The organism is Gemella massiliensis, assembly GCF_900120125.1.
Lineage (GTDB): Bacteria > Bacillota > Bacilli > Staphylococcales > Gemellaceae > Gemella > Gemella massiliensis.
Map to the genome: position 1 here is coordinate 303,055 of NZ_LT635545.1, position 17,914 is coordinate 320,968.

Here is a 17,914-nt window from a genome sequence, read left to right on the forward strand (position 1 = left end):
TCCTACTATTCTTCTTTTAGTCTTCTATTTTTTACTTCTTCTTGTAACTTTTTAGTATTTTTTATTGCATTTACATAATGTTCGTCAGGTTCTTCTGTTATAACTTCCGGATAGCTGAACAAAAAGGCAACTTCTTGACCTATTTGCACAGGATATTCAGAAATCAACATTCTCATAGGAATTTTAAACTGCCCTAAACGTCCTTTAATATCTATCGTAACGCTGGCATCGTTATGATCAACTATTATCCCTTCGAACACTCTTTCTGTAGACGCATATTTTAATTTTTCAATCATAACTTATTTCCTACTCTTAAAAATTAATCTTCTTTTTCGTAAATTTCTTGACGTTTTTTAGATTTTGGTAAAATTTGTTCGTTTTCTAATAGCTCTATTTTTTCTCCTGTAGCTTTTTCAATAACTTCTACGTTATTTAATTTAACATTAGGATTCCATTTTCTTTCAGCTTTTTTTATTTCTCCGCCACCCATTTGTGTTTTAAGCATTGCTAAAGCACGGACAGCATCTTCTCTACATAATGTATTGTTTGAAAGAATTTCGTTTTCAATACCTTGTTTAGATTTATTATTATCTACCATGGCTTTCATGTATTCGTTACCTACTACAAGAGCCCCTTGAACCGCAGAGTAAGTCATACCTACTACAGACACTCCACGAGAACCGATTTGTTCAATATGTGATGCAAAGTCGATATGGTTGTTACCGAATCCTTCTGTTGTAACGATAGCACCATCAATATCCATAGCTTCAATAGTCATACCTACACGTTTAGATACATAGAATTTTTCTGAGTTAGCTTGTGGAGATCCAACTAGTAATACCCCTACTAAGTCGATTTCTTCATCAGTCATCGCTTCTAAGATTAACGGTTCACGATAGTAATGACGAGAAGTTTCTTTTGAAGCTGGCCCGATACATGTTAGCGCATGGATACCACCATCTAATACTTCTGTTGGAGCAAGCATAACCGGTAAGTTACCTAAGTCAACGTTAGGTTTAGCACCAAGTGTTCCTACCGGTTCTACCGGTAAAATCAAGTTATCGTGCATCGCACCTTGTCCCATGATTTCTTTAACTATCAACACTTTTTTATTTCCCGGATGACGATATTGTTCTAATTTAATATCACCAACTACCAAACTTTCATCATCTAATTCTTTAAGAGCTTTACGAATTTCTTCTGTAATATGGTCAAATGCTTTGTGAGCTGCCAATGGTCCTGGACGTTCCATGTTAGCTCCCGCTTTGATTGTTACTTGTCCTTTAATGAAGATTTCTCCTTTATCCGGAGCACCTGGACGGCCCCACATAATGTTACGATCCAATTCTCCTTCTGAAGAACCGAATTCCCCGATTTGAACTCCGTTAGCATCTGTTCCTGTAAGAACCATTACTACACCTTTAAGTTCACGAGTAACACCATGACCGATTTCTCCTTCTTCTTTAACCGCAATCGGTTGCACGTCCATTATTGTTTCACTGTATGTACCATACTGTTCAGGAGTGATGATTTCTAATTTAACATCCTCTACTAATTCTTCTGATTCAATAGCAGCTTTACATAAATCTTCCGGAGTTCCTAATACTAAAGTTGTACCTTTAATTTCTGTTTTTTCACCGAAGACTACTTTATCAATTTTGTAGTGTTTTGTTAAAAGAGAACGAATGAATTTTGGTTCACCTTCATGTTTTTCTTCTGCTTCTTTTTCTACTACTGTTTCTGTTTTAGGAGCTTCTACAGCTTTTGTTTCTACTACTTGAGCAGGTGCTGCCGGTTGTGCAACCGGTGCTGCAGATTGCCCTGCAAAAGCTGATAGTGGAATTTCAAGGTTAATATTTTCACCTTTACCGATTTGTAGTTTGAATACTCCTGAATTTACCGGAGCTTGTGTTTGTTCTGCCACCACTACGGGAGCAGGAATCGGCTCTGCCACTACGCTAGCTTCTCCTACTACTACTTCTTCTTGTTTTTCTTCTGCTTTTTCTTCTTCTACACCTTGGACAGCATCAATGATATCCGGTGTAATTGGTATTAGAGCGTCTGTTGTTTTTGTTAATTTTGCTCCTAATACTTGTCCGATTGTTAATGCATTGTCTGGGAATGATAGTAACCCTGAATCTTCTAAGTCATCGAATAACCCTGGATCTTCTAAGTTTTCAGGACTAATTACGATACCTTCCTCAGCTCTGCAACAAAATACCGCTTTGTCATTTAAGTGTTCTTTTGCAGTTTCTACTGTAATTGACATTACTTCTAACCTCCAACTAATTATTTATTATTATGTAATTCTAAGCTTTTATAGCTTCTGTATAAATGATGGTCAGTGGCACGAAGTACATGGTCGGTACTATGATAAACTTTTACTCCTAACCTAGGAGCTACACCTGTCACGGTGTTGGTTCAATCTTGACAAGTACCAGTAATGACTGCTTTCGCACCATCTTTTTTCATTTTCAATACTTTTTCCGCTTGTCCTGGGCAAATACCCGGTAATTCACAACGTAATCTACCGTTTTTATCCGGTTTCATACGTTTACACATTTGGACAGACACTACTTCAGCACCCATTCCGTCAGCAATTTGGCGAAGACGTTCTTCTTGTGCACCACATTCACAAATTAGTATTCCTACTTTCTCTCTTTCTTGTGGATATGGCATAGCCACTAGAAGACCACCGGTTGTTTTATTAATAGGATCTCCTTTTTGTGCCGGACGTCCCGTAAATGGTCCCCCACGAACAATCTCTCCATGTGGGTTAATATAACCGCCGGCTTTTTCTATAAACACACTAATCGGTAATCCGATCGGTACATCTAAGAATATGCTTGGGTTATTTACACGTCCGCCTACTGTAAGATCTTTGTCAATCAGCGGCTTATCTTCTTCTATTGCTTCCACTATACGCTTAATAGTCTCAACATTTGAGATAATTGCATTAGCTTCCAATGGTAATTGACCCGGTTTTAAAATCACGCCTAATGTTTCCCTAACAATAACACGTTCGTCTCCTGCTGGATACATATTAGGCAAGATTTTTATACTAATATTAGGTTCATTTTTGCACGCTTTACCTAATGCATGCAATGCTTTACGATATTTTGTTTTTATCGCAATATATCCTTCTTTTGCGCCGGTTAATTCAACAATATATTTCAAACCGCGTACAAGTTCTTCCGGATGTTCTTCCATAAACTTAACATTATGTCCTAAAATCGGTTCACATTCTGCTGCATTGGCAATAACATACCCACCCGGTATTTGTGCCGATAACTTAATTCCGGTAGGAAAGCCGGCTCCCCCAACTCCGACAATACCTGCATCTTTTATCTTTTGCAACTTATCGTCAGTTTTTTCTAATCTCACATAGTCATCTGTTTGTTCTTTATCTAATTTTACAACGATATTCATATCGTTAATTTCTTCTACAACACCGGATAAACTAGTGTGAATATTAGCACCTAACCCATTGGGAGTAGCAACTAATTGACCACGTTTTACATGATCCCCGACATTAACAATAGCTTGACAAGGACCACCAACGTGTTGTTTTAGCGGAATATTGATTTTTTCAACATTATTAAACTCTAACATATTTTTTCCTCCTTTCCTTAAAGATTATGAATAAGCAGTAGCATAAAACTCCTACTATATTTATTGTATAACAGTCTTAATAATTTTGCAAAACATTTTTAAACAATTTTTCAAAGTTTTTTTTAAAGTTTTTTAAATTTTGCATAGACAATCTGTTAAATTATTGAATATATGCCTTTTTCAATAAAAATATTTTAATATAATTCTCCCTACAATTTATTCTCTAATTGAAATGTATTATCATTTAAAAATCTGTTATTAAAAGTTATGGTTACACTTACAAAAATAAACTTTTCTCTAAATAACTCTTGTAACATTCAGAAGTTTCTTTTTTTGAATTTTAATATATGTTAGAAATAAAAATAGATTAGAATTGTTATATAAAATTTTTAAACATAATAAATTTCTTTCTTAAAATTTTACTTTTACTGGTATAATACTATAAAATTTTAAATATAATTTTTCAAAATTTTTTTAACAACTTCTTTAAATAAAATCTCCTATTTATATTATTTCAAAGTAAAAAACAAGATTGTAAATTTCAATCTTGTTCTTTGTAACTATCACTTATAAATTTGCTAATTTTTCTTTTAAAAATGGAATCAATTCATCCCTTAAATCGCTTTGAAGTGCAAAATCTATTGTAGTTTTTACAAAGCCGATAGTTTCACCAACGTCATAACGTTTCCCTTCAAAATCATAAGCATAAACTTTTTCTTCTTTATTTAACATTTGAATTGCATCTGTTAACTGTACTTCTCCGCCAACACCAACTTGTTTTTTCTCAAGATGTTTAAATATTCCCGGATTAAGAACATAGCGACCCATTATAGCCAGATTAGATGGTGCTGTCCCTTGTGCGGGTTTCTCAACAAAATTTTCCACCTCATATAATTTTCCATCATTTGATCTTGGAGCGATTATTCCATATCTATGAGTTTGATTTTCAGGAACTGTTTGTACTCCAATAACAGAGCAACCTGTTTTTTCCGATTTTTCTATTAACTGTTTAATTGCCGGTTTTTCTTTATTTACTACAACGTCATCTCCAAGTAAAACGGCAAACGGTTCATCTCCTATAAAACTGCGTGCCGTCAAAATAGCATCTCCTAAACCTGCCATTTCTTTTTGACGAACATAGTGAATATTAGCAAGTGTTGTTGGGTATTTTACTTTTTCCAACATTCCCAACTTACCTTTATTTTCCAATTCTACTTCCAATTCTACATTTCTATCAAAATGATCTTCTATAGCTCTTTTTTGCTTTCCTGTTACTATTATTATATCTTCTATTCCGGCTTTTACCGCTTCTTCTACTATGTATTGAATAGTAGGAGTATCAATTATCGGTAACATTTCTTTAGGTAATGCTTTAGTAGCAGGTAAAAATCTAGTACCATATCCTGCTGCCGGAATTATAGCTTTTCTTACTTTTTTCATTTATTCACCTATTTTCTTATATTTTATCATAGGTATAATAACATATTTTTATTTTTTTAGCAAATATCAAACATTTTTCAAACTTATTATTTTTTAAAAATTACAATTCAAAGTATTCTATTGCGTACAAATATATAATTAAAAACATTTTTCAAACAAAATAAACCAACTTAATAACTCTGTTTCAAATTTATTTTGATTATTAAGCTGGTTTTCATTTTATTAGTTATTACTTAATTAATTATTCGATAAAGATTGAACTACTACATCTGTTGTTTGTTCTTTTCCGTTTCTGTAATAAGTTACGGTAACTTTATCTCCGATTTTGGCTTTTTCAAATAAATATTTTCTTACCGCTGCAACATCTTTTACTTCTACACCGTTTAATTTAGTTATGACATCATACTTTTTTAAACCTGCTTGAGAAGCCGGAGTATTTTCTTCTACATTTCTTATAACAACTCCCGATTTACCATTATATTTTAATTCAGATTTTACAACATCACTATCAACTGATGCTAATGAAACTAATTGTACCCCAAGAGCCGGTCTTGTTACTTTCCCGGATTTTTCTAATTGTTCTGTTATTAATTTTACTTCATTTGACGGAATACCGAAACCGATACCTTCAGCAGAAACATTTGAAGTGGCTTTAGCAATTTTAGATTCATTAATTCCGATTAATTTTCCTTCATTATTTATTAATGCTCCTCCACTATTACCCGGGTTAATAGCAGCGTCCGTTTGAATTACCGTTTGATTCCAGTCGCTTGTACCGTCACCGTCAATATCCATCGGTATCTGTCTATTAACAGCCGACACTATACCTTTTGTCACCGTATTTGATAAATTAACATCTAACGGTGACCCTATGGCAAATGCCGTTTCACCGACAGCAACTTTGTCACTATCTGCAAAATCCATCGTAGTAGTAACATTTTCGGCACTTATTTTTAAAACGGCTATATCTGTCCAAACATCTGTTCCTACAACTTCAGCATTGACCTTAGTTCCATCGCTGAGAATTGCTGTTAATTTTTTCGCCCCTTTTATAACGTGGTTATTCGTTACAAGATAAGCTGTATTTCCCGTTTTTTTATAAATTACTCCGCTTCCGCTTGAAGCAGGTTTTAACTCACTTGAGTTTGAATTATTTCCACTTTTACCGGTTATACCTCTTAAAGCAGAATCTAAACCGTTATTTGATGTGCTTTGATAATTAACTATTGACACTACAGCATCTTTTGCTTTTGAGATTGCATTAACAGTTGTTGTTTGGTTATCCTGTTCCTGTTTTGTCGTTGCAACACTTGACGTTTTCGTCGTTTTTGTAGAACCCATAATTGTTTGTGCTCCAAAGACGCTTGTTGCTCCCAAAGCAAAAGAAGCAAATATCGTTAAAAATAATTTTCCGTAGTTTCTATTATCCTTTGTTGTTTGAGGCATTTCAAAAGAATTATCATATTGGTAATCATTACCGTTTTGATAATCGTTGTTATAATGTGTTTGTTGATCGTTATAATATTCTTGATTTATTTGTTGGTTATTGTATGATTCGTTATTATAATTTTGTGTGTTAAATTCTTCATCTCTATTATTATTGTTGTTTTCCATAAAAATCCTCCTAACTTTATTCTTAACTTGTTTTAATCTTATCAATAAAAGTTTAAACACAGTTTAAAGGGAGGTTTAAACACAATTAATATTTTTATTTAAGTTTTGTTAAGGTTCAGTTATAATTTTGCCGTAATATTATTTTACAATGTATCATTTCAAAAAATAATTACCTTTAGTCGCCCTAAATTTAAAGTTTTAAAATTTGGTTAAAAAGGTAATTATCTCTTACTAATATTTTATTTTTTTAGCCGTTTTACATTGTAGTTAATATCTAAATCGCTTGTCAATAAATGAGATACTTTACAACGAAGTTTTATATTATCTAACACTCCTTGTCTATCACCGTTTACAAGCTGTTCTTCAGTTCTATCAACATAAATATCCGCAACAATTTTTTTATTATCATAATCTACTGTTAGTTCAACATTTAATTGTAAATTTTTTAGAGCATATGTTCTTACAAAATATCCCTTAGCACACATACTAATACACCCAACATAAGCTACGGAAAACAAATCCATCGGTCCATCAATATTTTCTTCAATGAACATCCTATATTCTCCACCTGATGAAGTTACCGCTGTTGTTGTAAATCCCTCTTTTATTGTTCCTTGTATCTTATACATAATTTCTCTCCTTATTTTTTGTTTAATATATATTTTATAACTGTATAAAAATATAATTTAAAACAGTAAATTTCTCCATTCCACAGTTTTTACCAAGCCGACTTGTTTCTTTAATTATAAACTATTTTTAGCGGCAATATTTTTTATTGTTTCTAATAAATCTACATCTTTATAAACATAATTTACACCGCTAAAATCCATATATTTTGTTATCTCATTTGTCTGTAATATAAGTGTAGCCCCCGAAACACCTGCACCTAACGCTCCGGGTCTTGAGTCTTCTATAGCTATTGTATTTTTTATATTTACTCCCAATTTACTTGCTGCATGTAAAAAAATATCCGGAGCAGGCTTAGGATTTTTAACATCTTCTCTTGTTGCAATGACATCTATATATTTATCAAGTCCTTTGTTTCTTAACCCTGCTTCAATATGCCCTAATTTACCATTAGAAGCAACTGCCATTTTTATACCGCTTTCTCTTAAAAAACTCATCGTTTCCGGAATCCCCGGAAGGATTTCCGCATTATGATAATTTGCTATAATTCTTTTTGTAATTTCTAATTCGAATTTATCATATTCCTCGCCTGTCATATTATATCTCTTATTATAATATCGTTTGCTGGTTTCTTCGTTTGTTCCTGAAACATTATGAATATAATCCATTTTATCAAGATTTTCATTAAGCCATTCCTTCGTTAGTTCGCTCATAGTTTCATAATATATTTTTTCCGTATTTACTATCGTTCCATCAAAATCAAAAATTACCGCTTCTAGTTTATTCACTTTTCTTCTCCTGACACTTTATTTTAGTACAAATATTATTTTATACTTTTATAGATTAAATTAAAAGTAATATGAAAAAACAAGCCTAAAGAACTTTTTAGGACTTGTTAAAATTATTACTATGTTTATTTCTTTTACTCAAACGATACTAGACTTTCCGCATCCATCCTTGTTGTTTTGTGACCGTCTTTTTCTTTTTCCCCTAATGATATTAGCATAATCGGTACAAAATCTTCTTTTACCTCAAAAAGTTCTACTATTTTTTCCTTATTAAATCCTGCTAATATATTTGTATCGTATCCTTTGGCACGTGCTATATTGGCAAACTGCATTGACCAGAGTCCACAATCATAATAAACTATTTCCCGTTTAGTTTCTTCATTTAATGAATTAACCATTCCTTCCATATCGTTATACAACCCGTCTTTTATTTCTTGTGGAAGATAACCTTTATCTACAGCAGAACCATAAATCATATGGAAGTTATCAAAATAATTCAAATCACCTAATAAAACAATCATGGCTGCCGACGTTTCATTTTGAGCTTTGTTATAATTCGCTTTAGCCAGTTTTTCTTTCCCTTCAGCAGTATCTACAACAATATATCTCCAAGGTTGGAAATTACAAAATGATGGAGCGGTATTCGCCATATTCAACATTTCTACTATCTCTTCTCTTGGAATTTTCACTTCATTTTTATAATATTTTACAGAACGTCTACTCTTAATTATCTCAAAAAAGTCTTTCATTACCTTACCTCTTTCACCTAACCTATTTTTCCCAATAACGTCTACATTATATAGTAAATGATAATTATTATCAAGCCATATGTTTTAAAAGTATATATTATTTTACAAATATTTCAGCAATGGTTAGTAGTGGTGTGGACGCCTACAACTAATTCACTGCGTGAATGGATTTTTCGGCTAGAATTTTAGCCAAGGTCTAAAATTCTCCAAGTAAAATGCTAAAAGCATTTTACTATTACCACTACAAACATTGCTATTAGGCTCGTCGCCATTCTTAGTGGTGAATTTCTTAAGGTTGCCTTACTATTATAGAGTTAGCAATAAAAAATATTTTGTATATAAATATATAGAAATAGAAACAACTGATTAACTTTTTAAGATAACCAGTTGCCTTTAATAAATTTTTTTATTTGAATTTATAATATACGTTTTCACAATTACAAAATTTTTGAAAAAATAATGTATTTTATTAATAACATACAAAATCTTACTTAAGTATAACTTTTCCATGAATAAACTTTATTTATTTAATATATCTATTATCATATTTGGTTTTGTTACCATTAATAGATGATCGTTCTCCTCTATTTGAATATAATTAATTCCGACTAATTTAAAATATGAAAAAATAGTCAATCTATTAAAAATTCCCCTATATCTTTTTAATAATTTTAAATTATCTATCCCTGCATAAAGGGATAAATATTTATATTCCGTTTTTGCGGATGGACTTATGACATATTCACTACCCTTACTTATAAGTCTTTTTAATAACATTTCTTTTAAAGACTCATTTTCTAACTCATTTCCACTAAGTGTTTTTTCCAAGTATTCTTCTCTACTTTTAAACTTTACTTCATCTTCAAAATATTTTTTCAATATAGATTTTGGCGGTACGGGTTCCAGCCCTTCAACCACTATTAAATTAATTCCGTCAAGATATTCAGAAAATTTTTCCAGACTATTTAGTAACGCAACAGTTCCGTAAGAAACGCTTATAATATAACCACCACGTTTTACCTTTGTCATTTTATTTAATAACATCTGTTCAATTTCTTTTTTTGATATTGTTTTAAAACTTTCTTCTGTAAACTCTACGAAATCAAAAATTTTATTATCAATATTGTCTATAATTTTCGACCAAATAAAATTATCCCAACCTAGCGGATTTATAAATAAGATATCTGTCATAATTATCATCCTTTCAAATATCTACTAAAATCCCAGTTCGTCGTTAAAGTCTTCTAATTTATTTACTAACACCGCCCCCTCTTTTATATATTCATTTATAGCAATGCTCATCTTATCCCCAAATTTTCCCGGAAGACAAAAAACAGTATTACCCACATCAAGTGCAAAATTAACAGTTCGTGATGTTCCGCTCCTTTTTGCCGCTTCTGTTACCAATAAAGCCCAAGATAATCCGGCAACCAATCTATTTCTTTCCAAAAATTTATACTTCCTTATCGGTGAAGTAGGAAAATATTCCGAAATAATTAAGTGATTTTTCTCAAGTTCTTCATATAAACTTTTACTTTGTTCAGGATAAATAATATTATGTCCGTGTGCAATGACCCCAATGGTAAAACCGTTACTTTCTATCACACTGCTATGAGCCAAACTATCAACACCATACGCCAGACCACTTACAATAACAAAATTATTCTTAGTTAAATATGGCACTATTACATCAAGCGCTTCCTCCGAATAGCAGGTATTATTTCTACTCCCAACTATTGAAAGTTTTCTTCCAAATAACAGTAACTTTTTATTGCCTCTGTAAAAGATTACAAAAGGATAATCATAAAGTCTAAAAAATTCTTTTGGATAGTAAATATCATCACAAAATATACACTTTACATTATAAAACTTAAAATAACTATCAAAATCAAAATCTAAATTATACAAAAACTTAGAATACAGTTCACCGGATTTATCTTCAAAATAAATGGCAAACTCTGCCGCACTAAGCGTAGAAATCTCCTCTATACTACCTGTTACTTTTAAAACTTTATGTAATTTTAATGACGTTATCTTTTCTATTGCCATAAGTGATAAAAGTATTTTTTCTCATGTTCTGTAAATTTTTTTTCATACTTTCCCCTAAACATAAATTCTCCTTCTAACTGCTTGCAATCAATAATTCATAATATCGCTTTACTACCTTAATGAAAATTTCCCCTTGTTGAATATTTTTTATATGAATACTCTTTTTAAACTTAATAATATTACCCATTATTCTAAGTAACTCGGGATATGTTTTTCCATCTTTATAAAACCTATACATCAGTCCTTGCCAATAGATCAGCGGTGTACTTATTAATACTTGTTCTAAAATATTCACCCCGATAATTTTTGGGATATTATTTAATTCTATTCTTTGATTATAGAACATGCTTAAAATTTTATTTTTTACGGTTTTATCATATTTTATTTGTTCATAAACATAATTCTCAATGTCTTTAGGATATAATTTTGACGTTAAATCTTTATCTAACAATTTCAAATCAAGTGGTATATTAAAATTATCAATATCGAATGTTGTTTTTATACATACAGCATTTCGTTTCTTCAGATTATGCGACCAAATCTGATAAAATTCAAATTTTTTATTTTCATTATCCCAACCGTAAAAAAATACTTTGCCTTGATAGTAATTCAAAAAATTGCCAACAAATGGTGCATACCTAATATAACTAATACCGTTATAATATCTAAGTTCTTTTATAAATTTATTTGTATCAATTAACCAAATTAATTTAATTCCGGCTTTTTCATAACCTCTTGTTCTCTCTTCTATAAGTTCATAAGGTATAACTGAACGTTGATACTCAAAAGCGACATTAATATCTTTTATATAAACATCCGCTATTTGAACACTATCCTGCGTTTTAAAAACATACTCAACCTCAACGTTATTATATATTTTTTTAAAATGGTTATAGAGATTTTTCTTCGTTTCCAAATGCTTTGAATTCTCTGTTTTATACGTATTATACTCACAACTGCAATTTTTAACGTGAGCAAAATGCGACTGTACCTTAACACCTTTTCTAAAAATTACTTTCCCTTTACAAACAGGGCAATGGTACTCTTTAGCTTTTTCAATATCATCATCTAATGCGTTAAAAATCGTTTCTTTATCATCATATGCCACATACATAATCTGCTCCCTTTCTATAAAAAACTACTTTTTCAACTTAAAGTTGTAATATACCCTTTTATTTCAACACCCTGTATTTTTTATAAATATATTCTCCTATTTCCACTTCTTCAAAATTATCTAAACTCACCCAAGATATTTCTTTTTTATTATTATCGCTGTCTACAAGGTAAATTTTCCCTTCTTTTTCACATAGATAATAATTCTTTTTTTGCTGTACCAATTTTTCATAAAAATCCGGATGTTCATATATGTTGAATTCTAAAAATTTACTTATCCACTCTTTTTTATCATGTTTTATCACTTCTACTACACTCTTATAGTCTGCAATATTCATTATTATCACCCCTTGTATAATTTTTTATTTTACTTCATACTTTTTTCGACAGACTAAAATCTCCAAGTCTATTGTAATTTCCTTTAGAGATTTTATATCATTTTCTGATAACTTTTTAGAAAATGTTAGCGGTGTCATCTTCAAAAAATTTTTCGCTAAAATTTCCGTTAATCTATAAGTGTTATTAACCCTTATTCTTTCAACTATATCACAAGTATTTTCAATAAGTTTTATTGTATCATAGTTAGTATATTCACCAGCATTAACTAAATTTCTTATCTCTTTTAAATAATCAGCATTAGGAATAATTTTTATTAAATATCCCTCTTCTCCAAGAACTCTAAAAAATTCTTCATAATTAGCAGGTGTTAATATATTAAGTACACATGAAATACTTTTATCTTTAAAAGGTAATGCAACTAAATTTGCCAACATATAAGGGTTATCCTTATCAACTTTTACAGCGGTTTTCACCGCACTTTTGCTATTATCCAACCCAAAGAAATATTTATTAGGAAACATTTTTTTTAAATTCCTTATGTAATATCCTTCCCCACAACCGACGTCTACAACAATCTTTTTAGAATATTTTTCCATCAATACCTTTAAAACTTCCAACACCGGTTTATAAAAGCCGGTTTCAAAAATATTTTTTCTTGCAACAAAGAGTTCTTCATTGTACTTCGTCTTCTTATAATTATTTATAAGATGGATATATCCTTTCTTTGAAAAATCATACCGATGACTATTCTCACAACATAGACTTATTCCGGTAATTTTGGAGTTAGCGCAACACTTAGGGCAGCGGTAAATTTCATCTTGATTAAATTTCTTTATAACATTTTCTATTCGCATTAATTTCCCTCTTTTAACCTCTAGTTTAATTGTAACAGATATTCACAAATAAAGACAGCAATAACATAAAAATATTTTAAAATCTTTGTTGATTTTAAAAAATATTTTTTTGAGATTTATTATAATTATTTAGCGTTTATAACTATATGTAAAATATAAAACAACAATTTCTATTTAATTTAAAATTGTTGCTAAATTATTTCCTCTATGAATATTTTTCATTATTTTATAAAAAATATCTAAATATTTACTAATATTATTTTTTTTCTCTCAATTCTTTAAAAAAGCCGGTTATCAACTGTGAACATTTATCTTCCAAAACACCTGCCACTACATTTGCTTTATGATTGAATTTATCACTATTAACAATATTCATTCTACTACCGCAACAACCATATTTAGAATCTTTTGCTCCAAAAATAACATTTTCTATCCGAGCTTGCACAATTGCCCCGCTACACATAACACAAGGTTCTACTGTAGTGTATAGATAACTGTTGTTCAGTCGCCACAAACCGATCTTTTCGCATGCTTTTTTTATTACGAGAATTTCTGCATGATTTAATACCTGTTGACTTTCTTCACGGGTATTATGTGCTTTAGCAACAACCCTATTATTTATAACAAGTACCGCTCCTACCGGTACTTCTCCTTTTGCATAAGCACACCGCGCTTCTTCTAAAGCTAACTCCATATAATAATTGTGATCCATCTGTTTCTCCTATATTATCTTATTTACCGTTTTTTAACTATTTTTTATAAAATTAATTATACCATTTTTATATTATACTACACAATAACAAGATAACATAGATTTTTAGTAAAATCTTTTAGCAGCAATTATCAAACGTACAAATACTTGCATTTATTTTAAAATTAAACGTAATAAATCCGGCAAATTTAGTTACTGTAGAAATTCATAAAGTTTAGGAAATCATACTTAAAAATCTTAGTCATTATAATGACTAAGATTTTTAGGTTGTATAATAAATACGGGGCATGGGAAAAAATCCATACCTCGTATTGTTTTTTAATATACAAAAAGACAAATATCCAATATAATTAAAGTGCAAAAAAAATAAACTATGAAAGGATATCTGTCATGAATAATTTTAACACAAAAACAAAAGAAATAAAAGAGGGAGAATTCATTAAAAACCTACTACAAATAAAAGATAAAAATATAACTATTGAGAAAACACATAACGAAACTATAAAAAATAATCAAAAGTACTTTGTATTCAAAGGTACCTTAACATATAAACCCAAGAAGTGTGAATGCTGTGGTTGTCTTAATAAAGGTTATACTGTAGTTAAAAACGGCTTTAATGAACTTACTAGAATTAATCTATTAAAAATATCAGGTATCCCTGCTTATTTGGAACTAAGAAAGCAACGTTTCAAGTGTAAAACTTGTAATAAAAAATTTGTAGCTACTACTTCTTTTGTAGATAAATACTGTAGTATTTCTAAAAATGTTAAGTTTTCTATAATGAGTGATTTAGCTGATACTTTATCTTTTAAACAAATAGCCAAAATGAATAATGTATCGGTTAATACTGTTATAAGAACTCTTTATAAATGTAAATCCCATGTAGACATTCTTAACTATAATACCTTACCTGAGTATTTATGCTTTGATGAGTTAAAGTTTACTAAAGATAGTAAAAATGGTATGAGTTTTATTTTTTTAGATGCTTTAACTCATGAGATTATTGATATAGTTGATGGTAGAACTGAGTATATTTTAAATAATTATTTTTCCAGATTTTCTAAAGAGGCTAGAAGTAATGTTAAGGCTATTTGTATTGATATTTATACTCCTTATATGAAGTTGATTAGAAATAAGTTTCCTAATGCTGAAATTGTTATAGATAGGTTTCATATTATTCAAAATGTTAATAGAGAACTTTATTCAAAATGTTAATAGAGAACTTAATAGAACTAGAGTTAAGCTAATGAATATTTACAAAAAACAAAAAGGTATTAATTATACTCTTTTAAAAAATAATTGGAAGTTAATATTAGAAGATGAAAGTAATGTTACTCATGGTAGGTTTTTCTTTAATAGGAGTTTTAGGAGTTTAGTTACTAGACGTGATATTTTAGATTATTTATTAGGATTAGATTGTATATTTAAGGCTAGCTATGAGAGAGTTCAGGATATTAGATATGCAATAAGGTATAGAAATGAGTTGGAGTTTAAAGAATTAATTGAAAAATCTACTATCGGTTTATCTGATGGTGTTAGTAAGGCTATTAATACTATGAGAAAACATAAAGAGTATATGCTTAATAGTGTTAGGTATTCTATCTCTAATGGTTCTTTGGAGGGTATTAATAATAAGATAAAGGTTTTAAAGAGAGTTTCTTATGGTTATAATAGCTTTTATAACTTTAGATTACGCATTTTAGTTGTTTCTAGGTTATTTGTTTCTGAGTATAAAAATAATATTTCTTTTAAGGGCGTTTTGAAAAATGCCAAGCAACACTGCATTGCTTAGCATTTTATCCTTATTTTTTCTCATGCCCCGTATTTGACACAGAGCCGATTTTTACTTTGTTAATCGGCTCTCTTTCAAATATAGGAATAAAATTTTTCTTATACTCCATATTTATTATATAACCGTTAATTTCTTATTTTTAAAAAATTTACTATCTTTCCGATTATTAAATCTATATTTTAAAGTTTTTTAAAACTATTCCAAATGTTGTCAAATTATGAAATATTGCTAACCATTTTGAAGAAATCGCATTAGTTAATCCGAACATAATTAGTAAACTGTTGATTAACACTGTTTGTTGAACATTGTCTTTCATTTGATTTTGTAGCTTTTTAGATATATCATCTAATAACAACAATGATTTCAAAGAATCCGCCTTTAATACTATATCACTTACTTGTCTTGATAAATCTGCACTTTGGTTCATAACGATACTAATATCACTCTCAGACAACGCTGCTGAATCGTTCAAACCATCTCCTATCATTAACACATTTCTTCCCTGCTCTTTTTCTTGTTTTATATATTCAAATTTCGTAACAGGGGTCATATTGGTATAAACCTCATCAAAAGAAATATTACTTAGCAGTTTTTGAGTTCTTAGTTTATTATCTCCGGTTAATAGCACTGCCTTTTCCCCCATATTTCTTAGTTCTTTAATAACCAATTTCGCTTCATCTCTAAGTGGTATATCTATACAAAATATTGAAATCAACTTACCTTTATATCCCAAAAATAGTAAATTATACTCTTCTTGTTTTTCTTCAATAATTTTTTGTTGTTCAGATGTTACCGTTATATCTTCTTCAACAAGCAACTGCAAACTACCTATAACCACCTTTTCTTCATTAATATGTGATATAATCCCTCTTGAAGCTATATGATACAATTCAGTGTGCATTTCTTCATGTTCTATTCCGTCCTCTTCCGCCTTGGTAACGACTGCACTGGCGATGGGGTGATAAATATGTTCTTCTAAACATGCTCCTATTTTTATAACTTCCTCGTAATTATATTCATAAAAAGGAATCACCTCTTTAATATATGGTTGTGATACCGTTATCGTTCCGGTTTTATCAAAAACAAAAGTATCTATTTCTGCATATTTATCCAGAGTTACAGAATTTTTGACAACAATATTTTTATCAATTAAATTTTTAATCGCAGTTAAATAAGCTACCGGTGTAGATAGTTTTAAAGCACAAGAATAATCTACTAGCAAGAAAGATATAGCTTTACTGAAAGACTTAGTTAAAAGGTACGTAAGCCCCATAGCAATAAAGTTATATTTAACTATTCTATCCGCTAATTTTATATATTTATAATGGTATGTATTTTCCCTTTTTTCAGATTCTTTTATAAGTTGTATGAGTTCATGAATTCTTCCATTAATCTGAGAATTTTCTACTTTTACATAAAGTTCTCCATGAACAATAATTGTGTTTGAATAAACTTCATCACTCAAATTTTTATTTATAGGAAACGATTCTCCTGTAAGTGAACTTTCATCAACACTACCCGTTCCGAACACTACCGTTCCATCGAATAAAATTTCATTTCCTTCAGAAAATAAGATTACGTCGCCTTTTTTTATTGATGAACTTTTTACCTTTTTCTTTGTTTCTCCGTCAACAATCCATACATCTTTATCCTTAGTAGTTAAACTTTTTTCCAAGTCAATAATCGATTTTTTCTCCGACCAATTATTAAGGGCTTCTCCCAACTCTAAAATAAACATTATAGAGCTGGCGGTACTTCTTTGTCCGGTAAGTAATGAAACAAAAATAGCCGCCGAATCCAATGTTTCCATCGTTAACTGTTTATTGAATAATAATTTAACAGTATTTTTTAAATATCCCAATGCTTTCCACCATGTTTTTACTATCCTTATAGGTAGAGGAATAAACAATTTCGAGACCGCTCTCCAAAATAACGCATCTGATATTATTGTATACGGACTTTCTTCTTTTTTTAAAATAGGATATTTATAACATTTTTTTATATCCTCAACACAAATACTATTAAAAAATTTTCTAATACATTGTATGTTATCCGAATCAAAGAAAATATTAAAAGCAAATTCATCTTGATAAAATTCTATTTTTTTTATTTCTTTAACTTTTAATGCCTGTTTTTTAAAATATTCTCTCACATCCGGAGTTAGACAAATCGTAGACTTTATTCGTGCACGTTTACTTGACAAATGCACTATTTTAAAATACATT

The 17,914-nt window shown here is 30.1% G+C and carries 17 protein-coding genes; 2 read left to right on the forward strand and 15 right to left on the reverse strand.

Features of this window, described 5'->3' with window-relative positions; genetic code table 11:
* Positions 1-5 precede the first annotated feature (5 nt).
* From BQ7358_RS04145 to tadA, 14 genes are all read right to left on the reverse strand, one after another.
* Entirely contained in the window at positions 6-296 is a 291-nt protein-coding gene (locus BQ7358_RS04145; RefSeq protein ID WP_021752993.1) for a CBO2463/CBO2479 domain-containing protein, read from the reverse strand.
* Between the two features lie 23 nt (positions 297-319).
* Positions 320-2,269: a D-proline reductase (dithiol) proprotein PrdA gene (gene prdA / locus BQ7358_RS04150; RefSeq protein ID WP_072520244.1), complete on the reverse strand. Its 1,950-nt coding sequence runs from the start codon at positions 2,267-2,269 to the stop codon at positions 320-322.
* 20 nt (positions 2,270-2,289) lie between these two features.
* Positions 2,290-3,612 carry a proline reductase-associated electron transfer protein PrdC gene (prdC, locus tag BQ7358_RS04155; protein WP_327058533.1) on the reverse strand — a complete coding sequence of 441 codons (1,323 nt, stop codon included), beginning with the start codon at positions 3,610-3,612 and terminating at the stop codon, positions 2,290-2,292.
* 567 nt (positions 3,613-4,179) lie between these two features.
* The gene (galU, locus tag BQ7358_RS04160; RefSeq protein WP_062174607.1) at positions 4,180-5,052 is read right to left on the reverse strand and encodes a UTP--glucose-1-phosphate uridylyltransferase GalU; all 873 of its coding nucleotides are present in this window, start codon (positions 5,050-5,052) and stop codon (positions 4,180-4,182) included.
* 237 nt (positions 5,053-5,289) lie between these two features.
* A complete protein-coding gene (locus tag BQ7358_RS04165; protein ID WP_062174609.1) occupies positions 5,290-6,666 on the reverse strand; it encodes a S1C family serine protease in 1,377 nt (458 codons plus the stop codon).
* Positions 6,667-6,905: 239 nt separating this feature from the next.
* Positions 6,906-7,295 (reverse strand): OsmC family protein, encoded by a 390-nt coding sequence (locus tag BQ7358_RS04170; RefSeq protein WP_062174611.1) that lies wholly within the window; start codon positions 7,293-7,295, stop codon positions 6,906-6,908.
* Between the two features lie 114 nt (positions 7,296-7,409).
* Positions 7,410-8,081: an HAD family hydrolase gene (locus tag BQ7358_RS04175; RefSeq protein WP_062174613.1), complete on the reverse strand. Its 672-nt coding sequence runs from the start codon at positions 8,079-8,081 to the stop codon at positions 7,410-7,412.
* A gap of 134 nt (positions 8,082-8,215) precedes the next feature.
* Positions 8,216-8,830, reverse strand: coding sequence for a nitroreductase family protein (locus BQ7358_RS04180; protein ID WP_062174615.1), 615 nt, complete (start codon positions 8,828-8,830; stop codon positions 8,216-8,218).
* A 519-nt stretch (positions 8,831-9,349) separates the two neighbouring features.
* Positions 9,350-10,021: a hypothetical protein gene (locus tag BQ7358_RS04185; RefSeq protein WP_062174617.1), complete on the reverse strand. Its 672-nt coding sequence runs from the start codon at positions 10,019-10,021 to the stop codon at positions 9,350-9,352.
* 24 nt (positions 10,022-10,045) lie between these two features.
* The gene (gene dprA / locus BQ7358_RS04190; RefSeq protein ID WP_106388773.1) at positions 10,046-10,879 is read right to left on the reverse strand and encodes a DNA-processing protein DprA; all 834 of its coding nucleotides are present in this window, start codon (positions 10,877-10,879) and stop codon (positions 10,046-10,048) included.
* A 73-nt stretch (positions 10,880-10,952) separates the two neighbouring features.
* The gene (locus BQ7358_RS04195) at positions 10,953-11,993 is read right to left on the reverse strand and encodes a competence protein CoiA (protein WP_062174621.1); all 1,041 of its coding nucleotides are present in this window, start codon (positions 11,991-11,993) and stop codon (positions 10,953-10,955) included.
* Between the two features lie 58 nt (positions 11,994-12,051).
* On the reverse strand, positions 12,052-12,330 hold the full coding sequence (locus tag BQ7358_RS04200) for a hypothetical protein (RefSeq protein ID WP_062174624.1): 279 nt from the start codon (positions 12,328-12,330) through the stop codon (positions 12,052-12,054).
* Between the two features lie 24 nt (positions 12,331-12,354).
* Complete coding sequence (locus BQ7358_RS04205; RefSeq protein ID WP_062174626.1) at positions 12,355-13,185, reverse strand: methyltransferase domain-containing protein; 831 nt, start codon at positions 13,183-13,185, stop codon at positions 12,355-12,357.
* 256 nt (positions 13,186-13,441) lie between these two features.
* Entirely contained in the window at positions 13,442-13,897 is a 456-nt protein-coding gene (tadA, locus tag BQ7358_RS04210) for a tRNA adenosine(34) deaminase TadA (protein WP_062174627.1), read from the reverse strand.
* 390 nt (positions 13,898-14,287) lie between these two features.
* Here tadA and BQ7358_RS09160 point away from each other — a divergent pair, with 390 nt between their 5' ends.
* On the forward strand, positions 14,288-15,112 hold the full coding sequence (locus tag BQ7358_RS09160) for an ISL3 family transposase (RefSeq protein WP_062172723.1): 825 nt from the start codon (positions 14,288-14,290) through the stop codon (positions 15,110-15,112).
* Complete coding sequence (locus tag BQ7358_RS09165) at positions 15,081-15,689, forward strand: transposase (RefSeq protein WP_234971553.1); 609 nt, start codon at positions 15,081-15,083, stop codon at positions 15,687-15,689. The genes BQ7358_RS09160 and BQ7358_RS09165 overlap by 32 nt, the downstream gene beginning before the upstream one ends.
* Positions 15,690-15,861: 172 nt before the next feature.
* On the opposite strand, the gene BQ7358_RS04220 is transcribed toward BQ7358_RS09165, so the two are convergent.
* Positions 15,862-17,913, reverse strand: coding sequence for a heavy metal translocating P-type ATPase (locus tag BQ7358_RS04220; RefSeq protein ID WP_062174629.1), 2,052 nt, complete (start codon positions 17,911-17,913; stop codon positions 15,862-15,864).
* Between the last annotated feature and the right edge of the window lies 1 nt (position 17,914).

Coding starts and splice junctions, on each gene's coding strand:
- BQ7358_RS04165 (WP_062174609.1), bottom strand. CDS start 6,666: ATGGAAAACAACAATAATAATAGAGATGAAGAATTTAACACACAAAAT.
- BQ7358_RS04205 (WP_062174626.1), bottom strand. CDS start 13,185: ATGCGAATAGAAAATGTTATAAAGAAATTTAATCAAGATGAAATTTAC.
- BQ7358_RS04180 (WP_062174615.1), bottom strand. CDS start 8,830: ATGAAAGACTTTTTTGAGATAATTAAGAGTAGACGTTCTGTAAAATAT.
- BQ7358_RS04145 (WP_021752993.1), bottom strand. CDS start 296: ATGATTGAAAAATTAAAATATGCGTCTACAGAAAGAGTGTTCGAAGGG.
- BQ7358_RS09165 (WP_234971553.1), top strand. CDS start 15,081: ATGTTAATAGAGAACTTTATTCAAAATGTTAATAGAGAACTTAATAGA.
- prdA (WP_072520244.1), bottom strand. CDS start 2,269: ATGTCAATTACAGTAGAAACTGCAAAAGAACACTTAAATGACAAAGCG.
- BQ7358_RS04220 (WP_062174629.1), bottom strand. CDS start 17,913: ATGTATTTTAAAATAGTGCATTTGTCAAGTAAACGTGCACGAATAAAG.
- galU (WP_062174607.1), bottom strand. CDS start 5,052: ATGAAAAAAGTAAGAAAAGCTATAATTCCGGCAGCAGGATATGGTACT.
- BQ7358_RS04170 (WP_062174611.1), bottom strand. CDS start 7,295: ATGTATAAGATACAAGGAACAATAAAAGAGGGATTTACAACAACAGCG.
- tadA (WP_062174627.1), bottom strand. CDS start 13,897: ATGGATCACAATTATTATATGGAGTTAGCTTTAGAAGAAGCGCGGTGT.
- BQ7358_RS04195 (WP_062174621.1), bottom strand. CDS start 11,993: ATGTATGTGGCATATGATGATAAAGAAACGATTTTTAACGCATTAGAT.
- BQ7358_RS09160 (WP_062172723.1), top strand. CDS start 14,288: ATGAATAATTTTAACACAAAAACAAAAGAAATAAAAGAGGGAGAATTC.
- dprA (WP_106388773.1), bottom strand. CDS start 10,879: ATGGCAATAGAAAAGATAACGTCATTAAAATTACATAAAGTTTTAAAA.
- BQ7358_RS04200 (WP_062174624.1), bottom strand. CDS start 12,330: ATGAATATTGCAGACTATAAGAGTGTAGTAGAAGTGATAAAACATGAT.
- BQ7358_RS04185 (WP_062174617.1), bottom strand. CDS start 10,021: ATGACAGATATCTTATTTATAAATCCGCTAGGTTGGGATAATTTTATT.